The organism is Neisseria sp. CCUG12390, assembly GCF_047837985.1.
Classification (GTDB): Bacteria; Pseudomonadota; Gammaproteobacteria; order Burkholderiales; family Neisseriaceae; genus Neisseria.
Genome location: NZ_CP181244.1, coordinates 403,826 through 427,192, shown reverse-complemented (window position 1 = coordinate 427,192; position 23,367 = coordinate 403,826). Strand labels below are relative to the sequence as shown.

Genomic DNA, 23,367 nt, shown 5'->3' with positions numbered 1-23,367 from the left:
TTGGTTCCTAGTTTTGGTATCGCGGGAGGGTTACGAACCGCGTGTGACATGATAAGAAACCGTCTTTTCAGACGGCCTTTTTTAAAACGTGCTTATTATAATGGATTTTCAGACAGCCTTTTATGCTTTACATCTGATTCAATCGTGAGGCCGTCTGAAAATCCAATACCTGAATCCAGTGAACTAAAATCAGAAATCTACTTCGTTGGTTGCGGCTTGCCGTACTGTCTGCACCTTACCGCCTTGCATCTTTCTTATTTTAACTACGCAAAAAAGCCACTCTTTCGAGTGGCTTTTCATCAGAAAGTTAACCTTCCAATTTGACCTCTACACGACGGCCTTTCGCATTGTTGCCTTGTGCCGCAGTAGTATTCTCAGGTTTGCGTAATTCGATATTTTCTGTCTTCACACCTTGTGCTTCAAAAAATGCCTGAACAGCTTGGGCACGTTTTTTCGACAACTCTGCATTTGCAGCCGCATTACCTGTACTGTCGGTATAACCGCTTACCACCAGACGTTTACCGTCTTTAGCAGACTTAATCAGTTCAGCTAGCACGGTTGGCGCATTGGCAGCCACATCGCTTTTACCGGTTGCAAAGAAGAATACCGCACCTTCATTGGCGTTGTAAGTCACTTCAGCAGCATCCGTAGCAGGGGCTGTATTTTCTGCTGAAGCCGGAGCACTTGTGGCAGAAGCAGTTGCCGCAACCGGAGCCGAAGCTGCTGCAGGGGCAGAGGCCGGACTGGCAACAGGCTCAGCTTTTTTGGCCGGTGCTTTACCGTCTTTGTTCGACAAACCCCACACATATGCGGTCATGATGTGCAATTTGTCTTTATCCAAGAAATTGCCCCATGCCGGCATTTGGTTATGGCGGCCACTGGTAATGGTTTCGATAATTGTCTTTTGAGTACCGCCCCACAACCACACATCATCAGTCAGGTTCGGACCCAAGCCTTGAACGCCTTGGCCTTTGTCACCGTGACAGGTAAAACAGTTGGCCGGCGGGCCGCTAAACAGAGCTTGTCCGCGCGCCGCACGTTCTTCATCGTACTGGTCTTTTCCTTTAGACAAAGACATCACATAGTGGGCAACGTCTTTCACGCGTTCTTCACCCAATTGGGGACCCCATGCCGCCATCACGCCGGTACGGCCTTTTTCGATGGTTTCGGAAATTTGCGCAGGTTCGCCACCCCACAACCAGTCATGGTCTGTCAAATTAGGGAAACCTTTAGAACCTTTCGCATCCGAACCGTGGCATTGGATACAGTAGGTATCGAACATGTTTTTACCGATTTGTTGCGCTTGCGGATCTTTAGCGACTTGTTCGATCGGCATGTTGGCAAACTTGGCATAAAGCGGCTGGTATTGCTCGTTTGCTTTCGCCACTTCTTTTTCGTATTGATTATGACTGGTCCAATTCAAAACACCTTTCCAGTCGCCTACCCCCGGATACAGCACCAAGTAAACGGCACCGAAAATCCAAGTGAGTACATACAGCCAGAACCACCAACGCGGCAGCGGATTGTTATACTCTTCAATACCGTCCCATTCGTGACCTGTTGTTTTGACTTCTTCGCCTTTTTTCGGTGTTTTCACGACATTTTGCGAGAAAAGCAACCAAGCCAAACCGATAAAACTGAGCAGGACAATGGCGGCAATGTATATGTTCCAGAAATTACTGGTAAATTGGGATGTTGTGTTCATTCTTTTGCTCCGTGATCACGGATTAACCGGTTATCGCCCGTTTTTTTCGGACTTGTCTTTATCATCAAAAATACTGTTGGCTGCTTCGTCATAATTCTGCTTATTGCGCCGACTGTAGACGATATAAACCACCAACATAAAGCTGACAAATATCAGAACGGTAAAAAGCGAGCGAATCCAGTTAATGTCCATGATGTTACCTTACGTTTTTCAATGCCAAGCCCAAGCCTTGCAAGTAGGCAATCACTGCATCCAACTCGGATTTGTTCGCCAACATTTCCGGCGCTTTCTGCAATTCTTCGTCGCTGTAAGGCGTACCGACGGCGCGCAATGCCTTCATCCGTGCCACAGTTGCTTCAGCGTCTACTTTATTGCGTGCCAGCCACGGGAATGCCGGCATGTTGGATTCAGGAACCACGTCACGCGGATTCAGCAAGTGGATGCGGTGCCATTCATCAGAATAACGGCCGCCCACACGCGCCAAATCAGGGCCGGTGCGTTTCGAACCCCATTGGAACGGACGGTCGTAAACAGATTCTCCGGCAACGGAGTAATGGCCGTAACGCTCGGTTTCCGCACGGAAAGGACGAATCATTTGCGAGTGGCAGTTGTAGCAGCCTTCACGGATATAGACATCACGCCCTGCCACTTGGAGTGCATTATAAGGTTTCACACCCGGAGCAGGTTCGATGACTGCTTTTGTGCCGAACAAAGGCACAACTTCAATCAACAAGCCGAAACTGATTACAATCACAGTAAAAATAATCAGAAAGCCGACTTTTTCTTCAGCTAATTGTTGTAGTTTCATTTGGTAGCCTACTTTCTCGTTACTTTAGTGGTGTTGGGTTTGAGAAACCGCAGGAATCTCAGCGTCAACAGGTCTGCCGCTGATTGCGGTACGGTAAACGTTGTACGCCATAATGCACATACCGCTCAAATACAGCAGGCCGCCTACCACACGGATTGCATAATAAGGCATGGTTCGTTTCACCGATTCTACAAACGAGTAGGTCAGCGTACCGTCATCGTTCAAAGAACCCCACATCAAACCCTGCATCACACCGGCAATCCACATTGCGGCGATGTACAATACCACACCGATCGTCGCAATCCAGAAGTGTGCCTCAATCAATTTCACGCTGTACATTTGAGTTTTACCGAACAGGCGCGGGATCAGATAGTAAATCGAACCGATGGTTACAAAACCTACCCAGCCCAAAGCACCGGCATGAACGTGTGCAACCGTCCAGTCAGTATAGTGGCTCAAAGCGTTGACGGTCTTAATCGACATCATCGGACCTTCAAAAGTCGACATACCGTAGAAAGACAGGGAAACAATCAGGAATTTCAAAATCGGATCGGTACGCAGTTTGTCCCATGCTCCGGACAAAGTCATGATACCGTTGATCATACCGCCCCAAGATGGTGCGAACAAAATCAGCGACAACACCATACCCAAAGACTGGGTCCAGTCAGGCAGTGCGGTGTAGTGCAGGTGGTGCGGACCCGCCCACATATAAGTGAAAATCAACGCCCAGAAGTGCACCACAGACAAGCGGTAAGAGTAAACCGGACGGCCTGCCTGTTTCGGTACGAAGTAATACATCATGCCCAAGAAACCTGCAGTCAAAAAGAAACCTACGGCATTGTGGCCATACCACCACTGAACCATGGCATCAATCGCACCCGCATATACCGGATAAGACTTCATGAAACCTGCAGGAATGCTGATATTGTTCACGATGTGCAGCAACGCTACGGCCAAAATGAAACCGCCGTAAAACCAGTTGGCAACATAAATGTGCTTCACTTTACGCTTGGCAATCGTACCGAAGAATACGATTGCGTAAGCTACCCATACCAAAGTAATCAGAATATCAATCGGCCATTCCAGCTCGGCATATTCTTTACTTTGCGTGAAACCCATCGGCAATGTAATAACTGCCGCTACAATCACAGCCTGCCAACCCCAAAAAGTAAACGGCACAAGCCACCCGCCGAACAGACGGGTGTTACAGGTACGCTGCACCACATAATAAGAAGTGGCGAACAGGCCGCAACCGCCGAATGCGAAAATCACCGCATTGGTATGCAGAGGACGCAGACGGCCGAAGTGGAACCAAGGGCCGATTTCGGATAGATTAAGGGCAGGCAGGTATAATTGGGCGGCAACAATCACACCGACCAGCATACCTACGATACCCCAAACTACAGTCATGATGGCGAACTGGCGCACCACTTTGTAGTTGTAAGTTTGTGTGTCCATGGGAGTCTCCATAAATTATGGGAATTGAAAATTTTTATTTTACCCGCACTCACGTTTTTGTAGAAAACATGAAGGCAAAGTATAAATTTTTCTAAATTTAACATATATACAAAGATGAGCCAAGCAATATTACACTTGCACAAAATCGAAAGGCACCCAACTTATAAAATAAATATCTTTACTTATCAATATATTAAGCCAAACAACCCATTATTTTGGCAAACCAGGTTTTTCAAACTGTCTTTTTTAAAGACTTTTTGATGTAAATTAAATATCGGTTCCGAATACCCATCCCCATCCATAAACTTTAACAAACATATCAATAGCAATGATTAATTACGAAATATCCGCACGGCCATTAAGCCACGAATACCAAATTACATTAAGTTTCAAGCAAGACAATGATTTTCCTATTGAATTCAGTCTGCCCAACTGGGTTCCCGGAAGCTATCTGATTCGTGATTTTTCCCGCCATATCACGCAATTAACTGCTTTTTGCAATGGGCAGGCTGTCGCATTGACGCAATTAAGCAAGAATAAATGGCGCGCAGACGGCAAAAGCGGCCAGTGGCAGATTTGCTACACCGTTTATGCATTTGACTTATCGGTTCGCGGCGCATATCTGACAACCGAACGGGGCTTTTTTGACGGAGCCTGTATCTTTTTAAAAGTACACGGTCGCGAAAATCTGCCGCACAGCGTAACCTTGCAAGACTTGCCCGCCCAATGGCAAACCGCCTCCACCCTGCCCTGTTCAGGTCGTCTGAATTTTCAGACGGCCTCCTATGCCGAGCTGATCGATCATCCCGTCGAAATGGGCAACATTGAATTTTTGAATTTCACCGCCGGCGGCATTCCCCACCGTATCGCATTAAGCGGCTTTTACCGCGATTTCGACCGCGAACGCTTCATGAGTGATATTCAGAAGATTTGCGAAACCGAACTGGTCATGTTCCCCAAACCCGCACCGTTTCAGGAATACCTGTTCATGCTGCATGTCGGCGACAATATTTACGGCGGCCTCGAACACATCAGTAGCACCGCCCTTTTGGCCGACCGCAACAGCCTGCCGCCGTACAATATGGGCGAAGCCGGCGAAGCCTATACCCAACTGCTCGGCTTGTTCAGCCACGAATATTTCCATGCGTGGAACGTCAAATCCATCAAGCCCGAAGCCTTTATTCCCTACAACCTCGACCAAGAAAGCTATACCGAGCAATTGTGGGCTTTCGAAGGCATTACCTCATATTATGACGATCTGTTTTTGGTACGCAGCGGCGTTATCGACCAAAACGCCTATCTGCACTTGCTCGGTCAAGCACTTACCCGCGTGCAACACACCAAAGGCCGTCTGAAACAGACGCTAGCCGAATCCAGCTTTACCGCTTGGAACAAGTTTTACAAACAGGATGAAAACAGTCCCAACGCCATCGTCAGCTATTATCAGAAAGGCGCGCTGGCGGCATTGTGTCTGGATCTGCTTATCCGCCAAAAAAGCGGCGACGCATATTCGCTGGATACCGTTATGCAGCAGCATTACCGCGATTGGCAAAACACCGGCAAAGGCATTCCGGAACAACAATGGCAAATCCGCTGCCAAGAAATCACCGGCTTGGATTTGGCCTCATTTTTTCAGACGGCCTTATACAGCACCGACGACCTGCCCTTAAAAGAATGTCTCGCAAGCGCAGGCGTAACATTGGATTGGCAGCCCTTACCGCGCAATCACGGAGGCGGCTTGGCCGGTGAAACGGTTTGCATCCAACCGGCAAACGATTTCGGTGCGCGTTTCAAACAAAACGGCGACGGTGTAACGCTGACCCACGTTTTCAACGGCGGCAGCGCAGAAAATGCCGCCTTATGCCCGCAAGACAAAATCATCGCGCTCAACGGCTATGCCTGCACCGATTTGGCTGCGCAATGGGCACAGTTGGCCGTCGGCGAACGCGCCACGCTGCACTTTTTCCGCTCAGGCGTACTGCATCAAACCCACATTACCGTACAAGCCGCCGAAGCAGATACCGCCTTATTGAAAATCGCAGACCACGATTTGTTGGATAAATGGCTGTCCAACCGTTAAACTTTCAGACGGCCTTTGATATTCAGGCCGTCTGAAAATCCAAGAAAGGAAAATCATGGCTATTTTGAAATTGAGCGAAAATTTATACGTTTCGCCGCAACTGACCGAACAAGATGCCGAAGAAGCCGCAAAACTGGGCATCCAAACCGTCATCTGCAACCGTCCCGACGGCGAAGAAGACAGCCAGCCGCCAACGGCAGAAGTCCGGCAATGGCTGTCGGCACAAGGCATTACCACTTTCAAACACCAGCCCGTTACCGCGCCAAACATCACAGCGTCCGATGTCGCCGCATTTCAAGATTTACTGCAGCAAACCGGCAAACCTGTATTGGCCTACTGCCGCACCGGCACGCGCAGTTCGCTGCTTTGGGCTTACCACCAAGTGCAAAACGGCATGAGTGTCGAAGAAGCAAAAGCCGCCGCACTGCAAGCCGGTATCGACCTGACTAATTTTGAAACGCGCTTACAAGCCGCAGCGGAAAACGGGATTCAGTAATCCGCAAAGGCCGTCTGAAAATTTTCAGACGGCCTTTGCGATTTTACCGGCAGCCATAACCGCGGTAGGGGTTGCTTTCAAGCACACACGGTCAAAATTCTCTTGCAAATCGGCAGATTTGGGGAAATCTATCGGACAGCGTGGGCAGCAAGTGCCCACCCTGCAAATTTTCAGACGGCCTGTTTTTTTGCAAAACCGAATAATCTGTCAGGAAATTCAGACCGCCGTTTATTGCAAATCCGCTAGACAAAATTTGAAGGTTCATGCTCATGCCGTTTTCAAATATTTCCGAAACCGTCAGGTTTGGATTTTCGTCTGTTCGGGTAAAATTCAGCAGACTTACATAAATTAAAACGGCTTTTAAATCTCGGCTTTTTCTCTTTCTTTAAAGGTATTCCCAAACCCTACAAGGCCGTCTGAAAACATTCGTTACTCTGTTTTTCAGACGGCCTGAAACAGTATTCAAGTAACGCGTTGATATTGAATTTCCCATCTCGGTTCGGGCAAACGCAACCATATATAGTCGTTTGAAATAAAAATAATACGGCGTTGCCAGCTCCCTGATGTACTCGGTATACACGGCGGTCGCTGTCGCCTTGTCTTATTTCTATTTCAAACGACTATAAAAAATCCCACACAGCGAAACCGTGCGGGATTTTTCTTTCGTACTCTGAATTTTTCAGACGGCCTTACATCATGCCGCCCATTCCACCCATGCCGCCCATGTCAGGCATAGCCGGTTTGTCTTCAGGGATTTCGGCAATCATGCAGTCGGTAGTCAGCATCAGGCCGGCGATGGACGCGGCGTGTTGCAGCGCGGAACGGGTTACTTTGGCAGGATCGAGTACACCCATTTCAATCATGTCGCCGTATTCGCCACTGCCTGCGTTGTAGCCGTAGTTGCCTTGGCCTTCCAACACTTTGTTCACGACAACGCTCGGTTCGCCGCCGGCGTTGGCCACGATTTGACGCAACGGAGATTCGATGGCGCGCAAAACGATTTGTACGCCTGCATCTTGGTCGGCATTGCCGGTGTGCAGGTTTTCCAGAGCGGAACGCGCACGCAGCAGAGCCACACCGCCGCCTGCCACCACGCCTTCTTCAACGGCGGCACGGGTTGCGTGCAGCGCGTCTTCCACGCGGTCTTTCTTCTCTTTCATTTCCACTTCGGTCGCCGCGCCGACTTTGATGACCGCCACACCGCCGGCCAATTTGGCCACGCGTTCTTGCAGTTTTTCTTTGTCGTAATCGCTGGTCGCCACTTCGATTTGCTGGCGGATTTCTGCCACGCGGCCTTCGATTTGGGCTGCGTCGCCGAAGCCGTCGATGATGGTGGTGTTTTCTTTGCCGATTTCAATGCGTTTGGCTTGACCCAAATCTTCCAAAGTGGTTTTTTCCAAAGACAAGCCGACTTCTTCGGAAATCACTTGGCCGCCGGTCAGAATGGCGATGTCCTGCAACATGGCTTTGCGGCGGTCGCCGAAGCCCGGTGCTTTCACGGCCACGGTTTTCAGAATGCCGCGGATGTTGTTCACCACCAAAGTCGCCAAAGCCTCGCCTTCCACATCTTCGGCGATAATCAGCAGCGGACGGCTGGTTTTGGCGATTTGTTCCAACACTGGCAGCAGGTCGCGGATGTTGCTGATTTTTTTGTCGAACAGCAACACAAACGGATTATCCAACGCAGCGATTTGTTTTTCCGCGTCGTTGATGAAGTATGGCGACAGGTAGCCGCGGTCGAACTGCATGCCTTCTACCACATCCAATTCGTTTTCCAAAGATTTGCCGTCTTCAACGGTAATCACGCCTTCTTTGCCGACTTTTTCCATCGCTTCGGCAATAATCGCGCCGACTTGTTCGTCGGAATTGGCGGAAATCGAACCCACTTGGGCGATTTCTTTGGAAGTGTCGCAAGGTTTGGCGATGTTTTTCAGCTCGTCAACCAAAGCGTTGACGGCTTTGTCGATACCGCGTTTCAGGTCGGTCGGGTTCATACCGGCGGTAACGTATTTCATGCCTTCCACCACGATGGCTTGTGCCAGCACGGTTGCGGTGGTGGTGCCGTCACCGGCCACGTCGTTGGTTTTGGAAGCGACTTCTTTCACCATTTGCGCGCCCATGTTTTCGAATTTGTCTTTCAATTCGATTTCTTTGGCTACGGACACGCCGTCTTTGGTGATGTGCGGGCCGCCGAATGCGCGGTCAAGCACCACATTGCGGCCTTTAGGGCCTAAAGTTACGCGGACTGCGTTGGCCAAGGTGTTGACACCGTTGACCATTTTTTGGCGGACTTCGTTACCGAACTGTACGTCTTTTGCTGCCATGTTTTAGCTCCAGAGAAATAAATGAATCATTTGAGGCCGTCTGAAAAACAGACACCGCCTTCAGACGGCCTTTGAGTATTAAATGCAGGTCGTGTCGAAAACCCGACACAACCGGGGAATGACCTGAATTGGGTTTGCAACCCAAGCTACGGTAATTTTCAGACGGCCTGAATTATTCCACTACCGCAAAAATGTCTTCTTCGCGCATGACCAACAGCTCTTCGCCGTCGGCTTTGACGGTTTGGCCGCTGTATTTGCCGAAAATCACTTTGTCGCCGACTTTCACATCCAGCGCACGGCGTTGGCCGTCGCGGCCTACTTTGCCCGCACCCACGGCAACCACTTCACCCATATCGGGCTTCTCAGCCGCCGCACCCGGCAGAACGATGCCGGAGGCTGTTTTCTCTTCGGCTTCAACGCGTTTTACGACTACACGGTCGTGTAAAGGACGAATGGTCATGTATCTTCTCCAAAAATGTTTGACATTGGTTTTAAATGTACAGATAAAACAAAGATATCTGTTCAACGAACCTGAAAATAAGGTTACCCGCGCAAAATTCAAGCCCTCCGGCAGAATTTTTCTGTACAAAAATCGAAATCGAACCGATGCCGCAGCCCAAAACCGCAAGGTTCTGCCTTTCAGACGGCATCCATTTGGATTATTGTTATAGATTCTCTAAATTATTTTTGATAATTGTTATCTTTTATAATATAATTCTGAGAATTTCATTTATTCAAACTGATGATTTATCTGAAATTTACACAATAATTATGCAAATAAAATTATCCGTAGATCATTTAAAGAGCTGTCATTTTTACTGCCGCCGTGAATCTATCGATGCACTTGATTTCCTGTCCACACCGCAACGGAGCTTGAAAATATGCAACACCCATCCCGCCTTGCGCTGCTGCCATTCAGTTTGGCCTGCGCATTTGCCTACGCCGACGACCAGCCGCAAGCGCAACAGTCCGTGGAAATGAATACTGTCTACGTTACCGCCGAACGTCAATTACAGCAGTCGCTCGGTGTTTCCCGCATCTCGTCCGACGACATCGGCAAACGTCCTGCTGTCAACGACATTTCCGAACTCGTCCGCACCATGCCCGGCGTCAACTTGACCGGCAATACCGCCACCGGGCAGCGCGGAAACAAACGCCAAATCGACATCCGCGGCATGGGGCCTGAAAACACGCTGATTCTGATTGACGGCAAGCCGGTTACGTCGCGCAATGCCGAACGTATTTCCATGCGCGGCGAACGCAATACGCGCGGCGATTCGAATTGGGTGCCGGCCGAAGAAATCGAATCCATCACCGTTTTGCGCGGCCCGGCGGCCGCACGTTACGGCTCCGGTGCCATGGGCGGGGTGGTCAACATCGTGACCAAAAAAGTGTCCAATGAATTGAAAGGCTCGGTCAACTACTACACCAATCAGCCGCAAGACGATGACGAAGGCGCAACCAACCGCATCGGTTTCAACGTCAGCGGCCCCATTGTCAAAGACAAATTATCCTTCCGCCTCTACGGCAGTGCGGCCAAAACCGAAGCCGATGCGCGCGACATCAACCAACACGCCGCCGGCAATTTGGCTTCTGCCGGCGTGGAAGGCGTACGCAACCGTGACATTGCCGGCCGGCTCCACTGGAGAATCAACCCCGACAACAGCCTGACCTTCGACTCCAGCTTCAGCCGCCAAGGCAACATCTATAACGGCGACACGCAAAACAGCGTACTGCATCCGGCCAACACCGATTTGATTGATGAATTGGCCAACGGCAAAGCAGAGACAGCCCGCATTTACCGTTCCGCTTTCTCGCTTACCCATGACGGCAGCTACGAATGGGGCGATACGAAAAGCTACATCAGCCACGAACGCACCACCAACAGCCGTCTTCCCGAAGCGCTGGCGGGCGGCCCCGAGGGCAGCTACAACGGCAAAAACTATACCGACAGCGATTTGAAAAACTTCAGATTGAGCAGCGAGGCCTATATTCCGTTCGAACTCGGCGTACCGAACGTACTGACCGTCGGTGCCGAATACAGTAAGAGCAAGCTGGACGACGCATCTTCCAATTCGCAGGGCTTTACCGACCAAGGCCGAACCGATGTCTTCGACGGCATTTCCGCAACGCGCGACGGCAAAACTTCCCAAAGCAACTGGGCGGTTTATGCCGAAAACAATATCTCGCTGACCGACAACACCCGCCTGATTCCTTCGCTGCGCTTCGACCACAACAGCCACAGCGGCAACAACTGGAGCCCCGCGTTGAACTTCTCCCACCAAATCGGCCGGTACTGGACGGTCAAAGGCGGCATCGCCCGTGCCTATAAAGCCCCGAACCTCTATCAGACCAACCCCGATTTCATTCTCTACACGCGCGGCAACGGCTGTCCGACCAATATCGGCAGCACCGTCCGCTGCTATTACATGGGCAATGCCGATCTGAAACCGGAAACCAGCATCAACAAAGAATTGGGGGTCGAATTCAACCGCAACGGCTGGCAGGCATCTGCCACCTATTTCCACAATGCCTACCGCAACAAAATCGCCATCGGCGATGTCGTGATGGCCACCAGCAACATCGGCAATCCGATTTACCAATGGTCGAACACGCCGAAAGCCACCATTTCCGGCTTCGAAGGCAACTTGGTTATTCCGTTGCACGACAAACTGAAATGGAGCAACAACTTCACCTACATGAAAGAATCGGAAGACTACCAAGGCAACCCGTTGTCGCTGGTGCCGAAACACACCGTCAACAGCACCTTGGCTTGGACGCCCACCGAAAAATGGGATGCCAACCTGACGTTCACCCACTACGGCCGTCAGAAACCGCGCCCGGTTGCCGTTAACCGCACGGAAACCCGTACCGGCCTGTCGCAGGAAGAAATCGGCAGCTACGGTATTTGGGGCATCAACGCCGGTTATCAGTTCAACAAACAGACCAACGTGCGCGTGGGCATAAGCAACATCGGCAACAAACAGCTCTACCGTACCGGCCAAGGCGCACGTACCTACAACGAACACGGCCGCGCCTTTTACGGCAGCTTGAAAGTAGGTTTCTAAACCGACGAATCAAGGCCGTCTGAAAGATTGGTTTGCTCCGTTTATCTTTCAGACGGCCTTTGTTCCGAACCAAAGAAGCGGATAAACCCTATGCTGCCCAAACTTCCTTTGTTCTTCGCCCTGCTGTTCGCCGCCGGATTCGCCGCAGCCGCACCTGATTTAAGCAAAAAATCAGACACCGCGCCGCTTTACGCGCCGGACAGCCGCTACCGCTTTGAGACGCTGAATTTCCAATCCGCCGACGGCAAACGCCGTTACCGCGTGTATTTGGGCATCCCGAAAACCGCTGCGCCCGCGCAAGGCCGCAGCGTACTGTACGCGCTCGACGGCAACGCCTTAACCGAAAACCTGACCCCGCAACGCTTAAATGCGCTCAAGCAGCCGCCCGTGCTGGTGCTCATCGGCTACGACACCGATTTGCGTTTCGACACCGCCGCCCGCGCCCACGATTACACGCCGCCTGATGAAAAAGGTATGATTTTCGCCGATGACACCGACACCTCGCTCACCCACGGCGGTGCGGCAGACTTTCTGCAACTGGTCAACAACGCCATCCGTCCGCAAATCGAAGCGCGCGTGAACCTGAATCCCGAACGGCAAATCCTGTGGGGACATTCCTACGGCGGATTGTTTGTGCTCTATACGCTTCTGAACGCACCGCAGAGTTTCACCCACTATATCGCCGCCGATCCTGCTTTATGGTTTCGGCAAGGCAGCCTGTACCGGCAATACCAAACCGCTTTCAGACGGCCTGGGCTGTTCCGCAACCGCGTTTTGCTGGTGGAACAAAGCCAGCGCAAACGCAGGCGCGATACCGCCAAACTCACACCCGGACAAGCCGCCCGCTTGGCCGCACGGCAGCAAGCCGCCGCACAGTTGCCGAGCGATGCCGGCAAAAAACTAACCGAACAATTGTCCGCCCGAAACGACATCCGCGCCGAATTTACCGGCTATCCCGAATTGGATCACGGCGGTATTTTGCCGGTTTCGTTTATGCATGCGTTGGAAATCGCCGCCGAACCATAATGTTTTTCAGACGGCCTGAGAAAGTGTAGGTACGGTTAACCGCCCCAAACGGCGTAACCGTACGCACGTTTGCAAATTTTATAAAAATGACAACGCCGTCCAAAATTCGTTTTATTAAAACTTTTCAGACGGCATTACATATTTTGATAGGGTTTCGTACGGTTACGCCTCTTGGGACGGCTAACCGTACCTACGATTCCTATTCCCTTTCAGACGGCCTTGCCGCACAAAAGGCCGTCTGAAACCCACACACCAAAAGGAAAAAGACATGAACCCCAACCGCCCGCGCCTCGTGCAAGTCGCTTCATGGCAGGATGTCAGCCCGCACTTGCGCCGCATCGTCTTCCACAGCGAAGAATTGGCCGATTACCCTTACACCTTCAACGGTGCGCCGTTAAAAATCTTCCTGCCTGCCGACGGGCAAACCGTGCCGGACTTTCCCGAAATGACGCCAGCCGGGCCGAAATGGGCGGAAGGCGTGCCGCGCCCGTTTGTGCGCACCTACACCGTGCGCGATTTTGACCGCCGAACCAATACGCTGACCATCGATTTCGTGCTGCACGGCGACAACGGCCCGGCCTCCGCGTTTGCCGGACATGTCCAAACCGGCCAAACCATCGGCGTGAGTGCACCGCGCGGCCGCGACGAAATGCTCAAGCCCGCCGCCGAATACCTGTTCGTCGGCGATCTTACCGCCCTGCCCGCCATCGAATCCATGCTGCTGGATATGGATGACGGTGCGCGCGGCCATGTGTTCGTGCTGCTGCCCGAAAACGAGACCCTGCCCGCCACCTTCCGCCATCCGCGAGGCATACGCGTGCATACCGTTTACGCCGCACCGGAACAATACCCGTACATCGTCGGGAAAGTGCGCCAAGCCCGCCCGGACAGCAACGACTGTTATGTATGGTTTGCCGGAGAAGCCGCAATGGTCGGCGCATTGCGCGATTTGGCGCGTAAAGAATGGCGGCTTTCCGTCAAACAATGCTACGCCGTACCGTATTGGCGGTTGGGCGAAGCCGAGGAAAAATACCATCAAAAACGCCACGATTTTATGGACGGCGATTCGGAATAAACCCGACTTACCGGCTTAAACACAGGCCGTCTGAAATTCAAAATAAGGTTTCAGACGGCCTCACGAACCGTATCGATACTTTTAACCGCTTTAAGCACCGCACAAAGGAGAACAAATGAAAAATCCGACCGCTTTATTCGCAACCGCCGCATTGTGTACGGCTTCCGTTTCCGCCGTCGCCGCCGGTTTCGGCCATCGGCAGGATGTGTCGATTGACGGGCGCGCCTTGCAGATAATGGACACATCCGCCCGTATTGTCGGTAATGCGCAAGGCAATGCGCCGCAACTGCTGGCCGACATTACCGACGGCAAGAGCGTGCGTCCTATCCCGGGCTACAAAATCATGTTCATGAGCCGCGCGTATTCGCTGAACCACGCCGCACGCGCCCCGCGCGAAGGCCAAACGGCCTGGAGCGACAACCGTGCCATTCACCGCGGCACCAAAGTGTTGGTCGGCATTCCGGTGGTAAAAGGCAAAATGCAGTTGACCCGGGCGCGTTTGCTGGATATGGCGGTGATTGACGATGCCGGCATTGATGCACCGGCATTCAAAGCGGAAGACAAAACGCGTCCGCGTGGCAAACAAATCGCAGGCAACGATGTCGAAATCGGCCAAACCTCCCTGAAACTAAGCCGCTTGGAACTGCCGGACATGCAGACGGGCGAACGCAGCGGCGGCGGTGTGGTGTTGGACGCTTCTGCCGTGATTGACGGCAAAACCGTGTCCGCCAGAGTCAACAGCACATTCCGCGAATTCGACGTCGCCAAGCCGCAAAACCCGCGCGGTTTTGCGGTGGACGAGCGTTTCTTCGCCAAATCCAAATAAGGTTTGTACGCCCGGGCCGTCTGAAAAGCGGAAAATCATGTTCAGACGGCCTTCATCCGGTTACCGGTCATGCCGGACGGCTTGGCAAAACGACAGACTTTATGAGAGAATAAAAAAAAACCATTCTCATCATTGATGCAGTTTCCCAACCGTTTTCTGCATCCTGATTTTCCCTACCGCACATTCATTTTTTGGAGAGATGCTTTAATGTTACGTTTAACTTCTTTGGCCGTATGCTGCGCGCTGGCCTTAAGCGCGTGTTCACCGAAACAGGATGCCGCCGCACCTGCTGCGCCTGCCGCTTCGGGGGCTTCTGCCGCCGCACCTGCCGCTCAAGCCGAAGGTTCAACCCTGACCGTGAAAACCGCGCGCGGCGATGTGCAGGTTCCCCAAAATCCCGAGCGCGTCGCTGTTTACGATTTAGGCATGGCCGACACGCTGCAAAAATTGGGCGTGCAGGCGGGCATGTCGGTGGAAAGCACCAAAAACCTGCTTCCGTATTTGGGCAACTACCTGAAAAACACCCAGCCTGCGGGTACTTTATTCGAACCGAACTTTGAAGCCTTAAACAGCTACAAACCGCAATTGATCATCATCGGCAGCCGTACCGCCAAAGCATTCGACCAGTTGAACGCGATTGCGCCGACCATCGAGATGACCGCCGACACCGCCAACCTGAAAGAAAGCGCGAAAGAGCGTATTGACGCCTTCGGCCAAATCTTCGGCAAACAAGCGGAAGCCGACAAGCTGAAAGCGGAAATCGACGCTTCTTTTGACGCCGCCAAAAAAGCGGCCGAAGGCAAAGGCAAAGGTTTGGTGATTATCGTCAACGGCGGAAAAATGTCGGCTTTCGGCCCGACTTCGCGCTTGGGCGGCTGGCTGCATAAAGACATCGGCGTACCTGCGGTGGACGAAGCCATCAAAGAAGGCAGCCACGGCCAGCCGGTTACTTTTGAATACCTGAAAGAGAAAAATCCGGATTGGCTGTTTGTACTTGACCGCGGCGCGGCCATCGGCGAGCAAGGCCAAGCGGCGAAAGATGTGCTGGATAACCCGTTGGTGGCCGAAACCAATGCCTGGAAAAAAGGCCAGGTGGTTTACTTGGTGCCTGAAACCTATCTGGCCGCCGGCGGCGCGCAGGAATTGCTCAACGCCAGCAAGCAGGTAACCGATGCCTTCAATGCGGCCAAATAAACGCATTTGATTTTTCAGACGGCCTTTGGTTCTGCAAAGGCCGTCTGAAATATATTCGGGCAAACCGGCAGGTTTTTCTTTCCGTTTTATTTTCAGACGGCCTTTATATCCGGCAAAGGCCGTCTGAAAATAAAACGAATCACTTTCTCCTGATTAAACCGATGTTCAAAAACCCTTTATTTTTAAACCTTGCGAGCATACTCGCGCTGACGGTGCTGTTTGTCGGCAGCCTGTCGGTCGGCGTGGCCAGCTTCGATTGGACAAACCTGTTCGACATGTCCGACAACACGCAGTTGATGCTGACCAGCCGCCTGCCGCGCACGTTTGCGATTGTGCTGACCGGCGCATCGATGGCGGTGGCGGGCATGATTATGCAGATTCTGATGCGCAACCGTTTTGTCGAGCCGTCGATGGTGGGCGCGAGTCAGAGCGCGTCTTTGGGTTTGCTGCTGATGGCGTTGCTGGTGCCTTCCGCCGCCCTGCTGGTAAAAATGTCGGCCGCGGCAGTGGCGGCGATGGTGGGAATGTTGGTGTTTATGGCCTTAATCCGCCGCCTGCCGCCGACCGCGCAACTGATGGTGCCGCTGGTGGGGATTATTTTCGGCGGCGTGATTGAATCGGTTGCGGTATTCATCGCCTATGAAACCGATATGCTGCAAATGCTGACCGTGTGGCAGCAAGGCGATTTTTCGGGCGTGTTGCTCGGGCGTTACGAATTATTGTGGCTTACCGGTGCGCTGGCGGTGTTTGCCTATCTGATTGCCGACCAGCTTACTATTATCGGCTTGGGCGAAACCGTGAGCGTAAACTTGGGCTTGAACCGCAATACCATCCTCTGGGCGGGTTTGATTATCGTCGCGCTGATTACCTCGCTGGTGGTGGTCACGGTGGGCAATATTCCGTTTATCGGTCTGGTCGTGCCCAACATCATCAGCCGCCTGATGGGCGACAAGCTGCGCCAAAGCCTGCCGGCCGTGGCCTTGATGGGCGCATCGCTGGTGTTGCTGTGCGACATTATCGGCCGCTTGGTGGTGTTTCCGTTTGAAATTCCGGTATCGGTGATTTTCGGCGTGGTCGGCACGGTGTTGTTCTTGGGATTATTGTTAAGGAAACCTGCTCATGCCGTCTGAAGAACTATTGCGCCGTCAAAGATGGGCTTTTTATCTAACATGGCTTCTGCTTTTGATCCCAGTATTTTTCTTAATGATTACTGGCGAAGATTGTCAATATAGGGTGTATTTTCAATGTATTCTTATTGGCAATGCTATTGCATGGTTTCACAAAATTATTATTTTCTATCTTAAAGCCCTTATACCATCGTGGTATTTAATACTATTATTGATATGGGCTGTCATCTATTTTATCGGTTTGGCGTATATTGTTCCGGAAGTTGTGACCGCTATTATGGGCAAACAAGTTCCTGGGGATCCCATATTGGCTATCTGGATAGCAGTATCGGCCTATATTTCAAATTTAGGATTGGAATGCCTTCCTGAAAAATGGATACGAGAGCACTCCGACTTTATAAAAAAATGGCCAGAATATCGTTTGAAGAAAATCATGAAACTATTCAAAAATAACACCAAATTATTCATTTCTTTTTTTCTCTTAATATGCTGCTGCGCCCTGTTTTTGACCTACAACGTCAACGGCAACTGGGATTTCGCCCTGCCCCTGCGCCTGACCAAACTGGCCGCCTTGCTGCTGGTGGCGTATGCCGTCGGCGTGTCCACCCTATTGTTCCAAACGCTGACCAACAACCCGATTCTCACGCCGTCGATACTCGGCTTTGATGCGCTGTATGTATTTTTGCAAACCTTGCTGGTGTTTGTGTTGGGTGGCGTTGGTTTCACTTCGCTGCCGATATTGGGCAAATTCTCGCTGGAATTGGTGCTGATGATGGGTGGCTCGATGCTGCTGTTTGCCACCTTGATGAAACAGGGCGGTCGCGATTTGGCGCGCATGATTTTGATCGGCGTGATTTTCGGCATTCTGTTCCGCAGCTTGGCATCATTGTTGCAGCGCATGATTGACCCCGAAGAATTTGCCGTGGCGCAGGCCTACACGTTTGCCTCGTTCAACAGCGTCAATCCGCAACTGATTACCATCGGCGCGGTGGTGCTGCTCGCCAGCATGGTGTTTGTCTGGCGCGAACGCCACCGCCTTGACGTGTACATGCTCGGGCGCGACCAAGCGATTAATTTGGGCATCAACTATTCGCGCAATACGCTGTGGCTGCTGCTGTGGATTGCCGCGCTGGTCGCCACCGCCACCGCCGTGGTCGGCCCCGTCAGCTTCTTCGGCCTCTTGGTCGTTGCGCTGGCCAACCATTTTTCACCGACCATGAAACATGCCGTGCGCCTGCCGATGACGTTTTGCACCGCCGGCATCCTGCTGGTCGGCGGCCAAACCGTGTTCGAGCATTTCTTAGGAATGCAGGCCGTATTGAGCGTGGTGGTCGAATTCGCCGGCGGTCTGGTGTTTTTATGGTTGATTTTAAAAAGAAAAGCATAAAACCGACGAGGCCGTCTGAAAGCCGGAAAGTTTCAGACGGCCTGTATGGAATCAGGCAGAATACCCGCCGCCATGCCGTCTGAAAATCCCGTTTCCCAAAATTCAATAACCTTAAACCCATGATTAAAATCGAAAATGTCAGCCACAAAATCGGCAGCAACCTTATCCTGAACGACGTGTCGCTTGAAATCCCGCAAGGCGGCATTACCGCGCTAATCGGTCCCAACGGCGCGGGCAAATCGACGCTGCTGTCGTTTATGGCGCGTTTGCAGCCGCTGTCGCAGGGCAAAATCAGTTACGGCGGCAAAGACATCACCGCCACACCGACCGCCGAACTGGCCAAAACGCTGTCGATTCTGACGCAGGAAAACAGCATCATGAGCCGCATCACCGTGCGCGATCTGCTGATGTTCGGCCGTTATCCCTACCATCAGGGCAGGCCGTCTGAAAACGATAAAGCCATTGTCGAAAACGCGCTGCACCAGTTCCAACTCGAGCCGTTTGCCAACCGCTATCTGACCGAACTCTCCGGCGGCCAACGCCAGCGCGCCATGATTGCGATGGTGTTCTGCCAACGCACGGATTATGTGCTGCTGGACGAACCTCTGAACAATCTCGACATGTATCACGCCCGCGCGCTGATGCAGCTTTTGCGGCAACTCACTCACGAACACCGGCGCACGACCGTCGTGGTTTTGCACGACATCAACCAAGCCGCGGCGTATGCGGATTATGTGGTCGCAATGAAAAACGGCCAAGTCGCGCTCCAAGGCGAGCCTAACGACGTGTTTACCAAAGAAAATATTCTGAATCTGTTTGATATGGATGTGGACGTATTGGACTATGACGGGAAGAAACTGGTGGTGCATCACGTGTGATTGTGCAAACACAAAGGCCGTCTGAAAATTTTTCAGACGGCCTTTTTAAAACTTTCGATTATTTAGAAATCCTGCTGCGATGCCATCATCACAGCCATGTGCACCAAACCGAAACCAATGGAAACCAACATCAACAGGGATACGGCTGCCACCAATCCCAAACTTACGTTCAATAAAATCATGATTTGCCATCCTTTTTATCAGGTGTAATGATTCTAACCGGCTGATGTTGCAGAATTTTGACTGAATCATACAAACAGGCCGTCTGAAATGCTTAGACTAAATACTCCAGCTTTAGTTCGGCATTTTTTCAGACGGCCTGTAAAAAACAGTAAGTTTTTATTCCGCTTTGGTCTCCGTGACGAAACCGATTTTGCTGATACCGGCCTCGCGCGCCGCACCTAGGGCTTTGTTGACGTAATCGTATTCCACGGCTTTATCGGCGGCAATCGCAACAATGGTATCTTCATTCTCCGCCTTGGCTTCTTTCAAACGCGCCGCCACATTTTCAATCGTGATTTTATTGGCGGAATCCGCACCGATGTAATACGCCCCGTCTGAACCGATGGTAATGCGCAACGGCTCCTTAGGCTGCGTATCTTTCTTCGCCGCCTGCTCGGAAGCGGTCGGCAGCTCCAACGGAATCGAGTGTGTCAGCACCGGCATGGTAATCATGAACACAATCAGCAACACCAGCATTACGTCAACCAACGGCGTGACGTTGATGTCGGACATCGGCGCATCTTCATCACCGGAATTCATCGAACCGAATGCCATAATTTAATCCTTTTGCTTTTGGTTGAGCAGGCGAACGTGCAAATCGTGCGCGTAAGCGTCCAAGTCTTGCGAAACGGTTTTTTTACCACGGTTTAAGAAGTTGTAGGCCAATACCGCCGGAATCGCCACAAACAAACCGGCCGCAGTCGCCACCAATGCTTCGCCAATCGGCCCCGCTACGGCGGCGATACTCATCTGGCCGCTCTCGCTGATGTTGATTAAGGCATGGTAAATCCCCCAAACCGTACCGAACAGGCCGATAAACGGCGCGGTCGCACCAATCGAAGCCAATGCCGTCATCCCGCCGTCAAACTGGCGCAAAGACTGGTTCATGCTGGTACGGATTTGGCCGACCAGATATTCGTTCAGCGGCAACGCGTTGGCCAAGGTTTGGGTGGGACTCTGGCGGTAATTGTCGTAAGCGCGAACCGCATCGGCAGTCAGCGTGCTGATGGGTGCATCGATATTTCTGACTTTCTGCACGGCCTCGCTCAGGGTAAACGAATCCATGACCGCTCTTTTGGCGGCGGCGTTACCTGCTTTGGCTTTGCGCAGCTTAATCACGCGCACAATCAGCACGCTCCACGTCACGATGCTCATCAAGACCATCAACAAAAATACACTGATCAAGACGAAATCGCCCGATTCAAATACTAATCCTAAATTCATGGTTTTTCCAAAATCAAAATAAACAAGTGAAACATTACAGCCGCAGCCGCTTCAAGCCTACGCGAGAACCGTTTTCAGACGGCCTGCCTACAAAGGCAGTTCAAACTTAACCGATACTCGGTAATCGGTCCAAAGGTTCTTGGTATCAAAATTACCGGATTTGGCGGCTCTTCTTGCTGCATGGTCTAAGCGTGAAAAACCGCTGCTCTTGGCCACCGATACCGAAACAACCTTACCGCTCGGTGAAGCCAAAATCTTCAACACAACCGTACCTTCTTCAGCGTTCTCCAGAGACAATTTCGGATAAGGCGGTGTCGGCATCGATCCTGTGGCCTGCACGGGATTACTGCGGCTGCCGCCCGGACCGCTTCCGCCGCCTGAACCGCTGCCGTCACCCGAACCGCTCTCGCCTTTTTTACCGCCCGAACCGCTGCCGCTTCCTTCGCCGCGCCCGCTTCCTTCTCCTTTGGTACCGCTGCCTGCGCCTTTGCCTTTGTCGGGAGAACCGCTGCCGCCTTTACCGTTCGCGCCTTCTATACGCTCGTAAGCATTGGCAGCAGGATTTGGTGCGGGCTTCTCGGCCTGCGGTTGCGGTGCAGGCTGCGGCTCGGGTTTGGGTTCCGGTTTAGGCTCGGGTTTAGGTTCCGGTTCCGGCTGGGGCTTGGGTTGCTCAACCGGTTTCGGCTTTTCTTTGGGCTGCTGAATATCGGCATCCGCTTTTTTCGTGATAACCGGCTTGATGACCGGCTCTGCCGCTTCTACCGGTTTGGGCTTGGGTTTCGGCTCTGTTTTCGGCTTAGGTTGCTGCGGTTGCGCAGGAGGCGCAACCGGCTCTGGGGCAGGCGCACCCGCCCCTTCCGGTGCGCCGTCGCCGCCGCCGAAATCGCCTAAATCCACAAATTCGATATGCGCGATTTCACTGACCACAGGTTTGTGGGCTTTCCATAAAAGCGTCATCAAACCGACGTGCAAAAGCGCAACCGCAACTATCACCGCGGGAGTTAACATTCGATCATTATTCATAGTATGCGCATAGTAATAGCAATTATTCCTGTTTGCAACTTATTCTTTACGCCATCCGGCTTTTAAACCGTTCATCACTTTATAAATAATTACATTTATAATCAAAATATTGCGGACATATTTCTTTGCCATACACTAAAAAAGCGGTTCACCGCTTTGAATCGCAAGAGCATAACCGCTAACGGGAAAATAAATAACAAACGCCCGTATCACCGGAAAAACCGAGATACGGGCTTTAATCAAAGAAAATCAGGAATGGAGAAAAAACAGAAAATTTCAGACGGCATCCGAGACTTTCCGCCGCTTATTGCGATACGCTGATTTTGATGCGGGACAAACCGGCATGTCCGGCTTCGTCGGCAGCCTTGATGCTTCCGTCTGATATTGGAAATTCGGGGGCAATGTCCGCCTTAGAAAAATAGAGCAAATCATAAGTCGGCTTGTTCAGCAAATCTGCCAAGGTGAAACCGTCGAGATGGTTGAAAAACGACTTAATCGCGCCGCCGAGAATACCGGCCAGGCGGCAGGAAGGCGTAATCAGGCATTCGTTGTTGCTGCCCATGCACTCGACCAGCTGCATCGGTTCCAAATGCCGCACCACCGCACCGATGTTGATTTTATCCGCCGTCATCGCCAGCTTCAGCCCCCCGCCCTTGCCGCGGACGCTGGTCAGAAAGCCGCCTTTGACCAAGGCCGTCACCACTTTCATCAAGTGGCTTTTGGAAATGCCGTAAGTATCGGCAATCGTGCTGATGTTGACCAGCGCATCGTCGTTGATGGCGGTATAGATTAAAACGCGCAAACCGTAATCTGTATGCTGGGTGAGGTACATAACTCGCTCTGTCCTGAATCGGATATATTTATTATTTAAAATCAGCCGCCCCAATGATTCATCATAAATTCAGGGGGCTATGTGTTTGACTTTATATAGAATTAAGTTTCATAATATATGAAACTTATTAATTAATCCAGCCCAAATCCGACCCACGCCGCCGACCATGAAACCGCTGAAACGCCACCCTGCCCTTATCGAGCTTTCCCGCGAACACCACCATTCCCTTTCTTTGTGCGTTCGTATCCTGCGCACGCCGTCTGAAAGCCATCAGGCCGAGCTTGAGCCGCACTTTGTCGAATTGGCGCAACATTTCCAAGAAGAAGAAAACCGGTTCGCCCCGCATTGGCCGAATATCGCGCCGGAACTGCGCACACGTTTTGAACACGACCACGCCAAGTTGCGGCAGATGATGGCGCAACCCGACTATACCGGCGAAGCATGGAACCGCGAATTCGCCACCACCCTGCGCGACCATGCGCGTTTTGAAGAGCGCGAGCTTTTCCCCGCCGTCGAACCCTATTTGGACGGACAGGCCGTCTGAAACATTTCAGACGGCCTTTAAGCCCGACTTCGGCGACGCACCCAAATGACATTCAGGACAATCATACCGC

At 51.9% G+C, this 23,367-nt stretch carries 21 protein-coding genes and 1 riboswitch; of the genes, 11 read left to right on the top strand and 10 right to left on the bottom strand.

The window, feature by feature from the left end; genetic code table 11:
• Position 1: 1 nt before the first annotated feature.
• A riboswitch (PreQ1 riboswitch) is annotated at positions 2 to 47 on the bottom strand.
• Between the two features lie 260 nt (positions 48 to 307).
• From ccoP to ccoN, 4 genes are read right to left on the bottom strand one after another with little or no spacing between them, the layout of a single operon-like run.
• A complete protein-coding gene (gene ccoP / locus ACM67E_RS02065; protein ID WP_416191990.1) occupies positions 308 to 1,705 on the bottom strand; it encodes a cytochrome-c oxidase, cbb3-type subunit III in 1,398 nt (465 codons plus the stop codon).
• A gap of 30 nt (positions 1,706 to 1,735) precedes the next feature.
• Positions 1,736 to 1,897, bottom strand: coding sequence for a cbb3-type cytochrome oxidase subunit 3 (locus tag ACM67E_RS02060; RefSeq protein WP_416191989.1), 162 nt, complete (start codon positions 1,895 to 1,897; stop codon positions 1,736 to 1,738).
• A 4-nt stretch (positions 1,898 to 1,901) separates the two neighbouring features.
• Positions 1,902 to 2,513, bottom strand: coding sequence for a cytochrome-c oxidase, cbb3-type subunit II (gene ccoO / locus ACM67E_RS02055; protein ID WP_416191988.1), 612 nt, complete (start codon positions 2,511 to 2,513; stop codon positions 1,902 to 1,904).
• A gap of 24 nt (positions 2,514 to 2,537) precedes the next feature.
• Positions 2,538 to 3,971 (bottom strand): cytochrome-c oxidase, cbb3-type subunit I, encoded by a 1,434-nt coding sequence (gene ccoN / locus ACM67E_RS02050; RefSeq protein ID WP_416191987.1) that lies wholly within the window; start codon positions 3,969 to 3,971, stop codon positions 2,538 to 2,540.
• A 328-nt stretch (positions 3,972 to 4,299) separates the two neighbouring features.
• Between ccoN and ACM67E_RS02045 the strand changes: the two genes are divergently transcribed.
• Together ACM67E_RS02045 and ACM67E_RS02040 are read left to right on the top strand one after the other, a co-directional pair.
• On the top strand, positions 4,300 to 6,051 hold the full coding sequence (locus ACM67E_RS02045; protein ID WP_416191986.1) for a M61 family metallopeptidase: 1,752 nt from the start codon (positions 4,300 to 4,302) through the stop codon (positions 6,049 to 6,051).
• A gap of 55 nt (positions 6,052 to 6,106) precedes the next feature.
• Positions 6,107 to 6,547, top strand: coding sequence for a TIGR01244 family sulfur transferase (locus ACM67E_RS02040; protein ID WP_416191985.1), 441 nt, complete (start codon positions 6,107 to 6,109; stop codon positions 6,545 to 6,547).
• 689 nt (positions 6,548 to 7,236) lie between these two features.
• Here the strand turns inward: ACM67E_RS02040 and groL are convergent.
• Together groL and groES are read right to left on the bottom strand one after the other, a co-directional pair.
• On the bottom strand, positions 7,237 to 8,871 hold the full coding sequence (groL, locus tag ACM67E_RS02035) for a chaperonin GroEL (RefSeq protein ID WP_416191984.1): 1,635 nt from the start codon (positions 8,869 to 8,871) through the stop codon (positions 7,237 to 7,239).
• Between the two features lie 172 nt (positions 8,872 to 9,043).
• Complete coding sequence (gene groES, locus ACM67E_RS02030; RefSeq protein WP_416191983.1) at positions 9,044 to 9,331, bottom strand: co-chaperone GroES; 288 nt, start codon at positions 9,329 to 9,331, stop codon at positions 9,044 to 9,046.
• A 421-nt stretch (positions 9,332 to 9,752) separates the two neighbouring features.
• Here groES and ACM67E_RS02025 point away from each other — a divergent pair, with 421 nt between their 5' ends.
• From ACM67E_RS02025 to ACM67E_RS01990, 8 genes are all read left to right on the top strand, one after another.
• A complete protein-coding gene (locus ACM67E_RS02025) occupies positions 9,753 to 11,939 on the top strand; it encodes a FepA family TonB-dependent siderophore receptor (RefSeq protein ID WP_416191982.1) in 2,187 nt (728 codons plus the stop codon).
• A gap of 90 nt (positions 11,940 to 12,029) precedes the next feature.
• The gene (locus ACM67E_RS02020; protein ID WP_416191981.1) at positions 12,030 to 12,965 is read left to right on the top strand and encodes an alpha/beta hydrolase; all 936 of its coding nucleotides are present in this window, start codon (positions 12,030 to 12,032) and stop codon (positions 12,963 to 12,965) included.
• Positions 12,966 to 13,233: 268 nt separating this feature from the next.
• Positions 13,234 to 14,040 carry a siderophore-interacting protein gene (locus tag ACM67E_RS02015; RefSeq protein WP_416191980.1) on the top strand — a complete coding sequence of 269 codons (807 nt, stop codon included), beginning with the start codon at positions 13,234 to 13,236 and terminating at the stop codon, positions 14,038 to 14,040.
• A gap of 115 nt (positions 14,041 to 14,155) precedes the next feature.
• Positions 14,156 to 14,866 carry a hypothetical protein gene (locus ACM67E_RS02010; RefSeq protein ID WP_416191979.1) on the top strand — a complete coding sequence of 237 codons (711 nt, stop codon included), beginning with the start codon at positions 14,156 to 14,158 and terminating at the stop codon, positions 14,864 to 14,866.
• 207 nt (positions 14,867 to 15,073) lie between these two features.
• The gene (locus tag ACM67E_RS02005; protein WP_416191978.1) at positions 15,074 to 16,060 is read left to right on the top strand and encodes a siderophore ABC transporter substrate-binding protein; all 987 of its coding nucleotides are present in this window, start codon (positions 15,074 to 15,076) and stop codon (positions 16,058 to 16,060) included.
• A gap of 161 nt (positions 16,061 to 16,221) precedes the next feature.
• Positions 16,222 to 17,190 (top strand): ABC transporter permease, encoded by a 969-nt coding sequence (locus ACM67E_RS02000; protein ID WP_416191977.1) that lies wholly within the window; start codon positions 16,222 to 16,224, stop codon positions 17,188 to 17,190.
• A 430-nt stretch (positions 17,191 to 17,620) separates the two neighbouring features.
• Positions 17,621 to 18,574 (top strand): iron chelate uptake ABC transporter family permease subunit, encoded by a 954-nt coding sequence (locus tag ACM67E_RS01995; RefSeq protein WP_416191976.1) that lies wholly within the window; start codon positions 17,621 to 17,623, stop codon positions 18,572 to 18,574.
• A gap of 119 nt (positions 18,575 to 18,693) precedes the next feature.
• Positions 18,694 to 19,452: an ABC transporter ATP-binding protein gene (locus tag ACM67E_RS01990; protein WP_416191975.1), complete on the top strand. Its 759-nt coding sequence runs from the start codon at positions 18,694 to 18,696 to the stop codon at positions 19,450 to 19,452.
• Positions 19,453 to 19,791: 339 nt separating this feature from the next.
• Here the strand turns inward: ACM67E_RS01990 and ACM67E_RS01985 are convergent, their stop codons facing one another.
• From ACM67E_RS01985 to ACM67E_RS01970, 4 genes are all read right to left on the bottom strand, one after another.
• On the bottom strand, positions 19,792 to 20,229 hold the full coding sequence (locus ACM67E_RS01985) for an ExbD/TolR family protein (RefSeq protein ID WP_416191974.1): 438 nt from the start codon (positions 20,227 to 20,229) through the stop codon (positions 19,792 to 19,794).
• Positions 20,230 to 20,232: 3 nt separating this feature from the next.
• Positions 20,233 to 20,898, bottom strand: coding sequence for a MotA/TolQ/ExbB proton channel family protein (locus ACM67E_RS01980; RefSeq protein WP_416191973.1), 666 nt, complete (start codon positions 20,896 to 20,898; stop codon positions 20,233 to 20,235).
• 87 nt (positions 20,899 to 20,985) lie between these two features.
• The gene (locus ACM67E_RS01975; protein ID WP_416191972.1) at positions 20,986 to 21,921 is read right to left on the bottom strand and encodes a TonB family protein; all 936 of its coding nucleotides are present in this window, start codon (positions 21,919 to 21,921) and stop codon (positions 20,986 to 20,988) included.
• A 304-nt stretch (positions 21,922 to 22,225) separates the two neighbouring features.
• Positions 22,226 to 22,753, bottom strand: coding sequence for an Rrf2 family transcriptional regulator (locus ACM67E_RS01970; protein ID WP_416191971.1), 528 nt, complete (start codon positions 22,751 to 22,753; stop codon positions 22,226 to 22,228).
• Between the two features lie 166 nt (positions 22,754 to 22,919).
• Here ACM67E_RS01970 and ACM67E_RS01965 point away from each other — a divergent pair, with 166 nt between their 5' ends.
• Positions 22,920 to 23,297: a hemerythrin domain-containing protein gene (locus ACM67E_RS01965; protein WP_416191970.1), complete on the top strand. Its 378-nt coding sequence runs from the start codon at positions 22,920 to 22,922 to the stop codon at positions 23,295 to 23,297.
• Positions 23,298 to 23,367: the final 70 nt, after the last annotated feature.

What these genes read in the sequence shown, in the direction of transcription:
- ccoP (WP_416191990.1), bottom strand. Translation starts at nt 1,705, where the DNA reads ATGAACACAACATCCCAATTTACCAGTAATTTCTGGAACATATACATT.
- ACM67E_RS02060 (WP_416191989.1), bottom strand. Translation starts at nt 1,897, where the DNA reads ATGGACATTAACTGGATTCGCTCGCTTTTTACCGTTCTGATATTTGTC.
- ccoO (WP_416191988.1), bottom strand. Translation starts at nt 2,513, where the DNA reads ATGAAACTACAACAATTAGCTGAAGAAAAAGTCGGCTTTCTGATTATT.
- ccoN (WP_416191987.1), bottom strand. Translation starts at nt 3,971, where the DNA reads ATGGACACACAAACTTACAACTACAAAGTGGTGCGCCAGTTCGCCATC.
- ACM67E_RS02045 (WP_416191986.1), top strand. Translation starts at nt 4,300, where the DNA reads ATGATTAATTACGAAATATCCGCACGGCCATTAAGCCACGAATACCAA.
- ACM67E_RS02040 (WP_416191985.1), top strand. Translation starts at nt 6,107, where the DNA reads ATGGCTATTTTGAAATTGAGCGAAAATTTATACGTTTCGCCGCAACTG.
- groL (WP_416191984.1), bottom strand. Translation starts at nt 8,871, where the DNA reads ATGGCAGCAAAAGACGTACAGTTCGGTAACGAAGTCCGCCAAAAAATG.
- groES (WP_416191983.1), bottom strand. Translation starts at nt 9,331, where the DNA reads ATGACCATTCGTCCTTTACACGACCGTGTAGTCGTAAAACGCGTTGAA.
- ACM67E_RS02025 (WP_416191982.1), top strand. Translation starts at nt 9,753, where the DNA reads ATGCAACACCCATCCCGCCTTGCGCTGCTGCCATTCAGTTTGGCCTGC.
- ACM67E_RS02020 (WP_416191981.1), top strand. Translation starts at nt 12,030, where the DNA reads ATGCTGCCCAAACTTCCTTTGTTCTTCGCCCTGCTGTTCGCCGCCGGA.
- ACM67E_RS02015 (WP_416191980.1), top strand. Translation starts at nt 13,234, where the DNA reads ATGAACCCCAACCGCCCGCGCCTCGTGCAAGTCGCTTCATGGCAGGAT.
- ACM67E_RS02010 (WP_416191979.1), top strand. Translation starts at nt 14,156, where the DNA reads ATGAAAAATCCGACCGCTTTATTCGCAACCGCCGCATTGTGTACGGCT.
- ACM67E_RS02005 (WP_416191978.1), top strand. Translation starts at nt 15,074, where the DNA reads ATGTTACGTTTAACTTCTTTGGCCGTATGCTGCGCGCTGGCCTTAAGC.
- ACM67E_RS02000 (WP_416191977.1), top strand. Translation starts at nt 16,222, where the DNA reads ATGTTCAAAAACCCTTTATTTTTAAACCTTGCGAGCATACTCGCGCTG.
- ACM67E_RS01995 (WP_416191976.1), top strand. Translation starts at nt 17,621, where the DNA reads ATGAAACTATTCAAAAATAACACCAAATTATTCATTTCTTTTTTTCTC.
- ACM67E_RS01990 (WP_416191975.1), top strand. Translation starts at nt 18,694, where the DNA reads ATGATTAAAATCGAAAATGTCAGCCACAAAATCGGCAGCAACCTTATC.
- ACM67E_RS01985 (WP_416191974.1), bottom strand. Translation starts at nt 20,229, where the DNA reads ATGGCATTCGGTTCGATGAATTCCGGTGATGAAGATGCGCCGATGTCC.
- ACM67E_RS01980 (WP_416191973.1), bottom strand. Translation starts at nt 20,898, where the DNA reads ATGAATTTAGGATTAGTATTTGAATCGGGCGATTTCGTCTTGATCAGT.
- ACM67E_RS01975 (WP_416191972.1), bottom strand. Translation starts at nt 21,921, where the DNA reads ATGAATAATGATCGAATGTTAACTCCCGCGGTGATAGTTGCGGTTGCG.
- ACM67E_RS01970 (WP_416191971.1), bottom strand. Translation starts at nt 22,753, where the DNA reads ATGTACCTCACCCAGCATACAGATTACGGTTTGCGCGTTTTAATCTAT.
- ACM67E_RS01965 (WP_416191970.1), top strand. Translation starts at nt 22,920, where the DNA reads ATGAAACCGCTGAAACGCCACCCTGCCCTTATCGAGCTTTCCCGCGAA.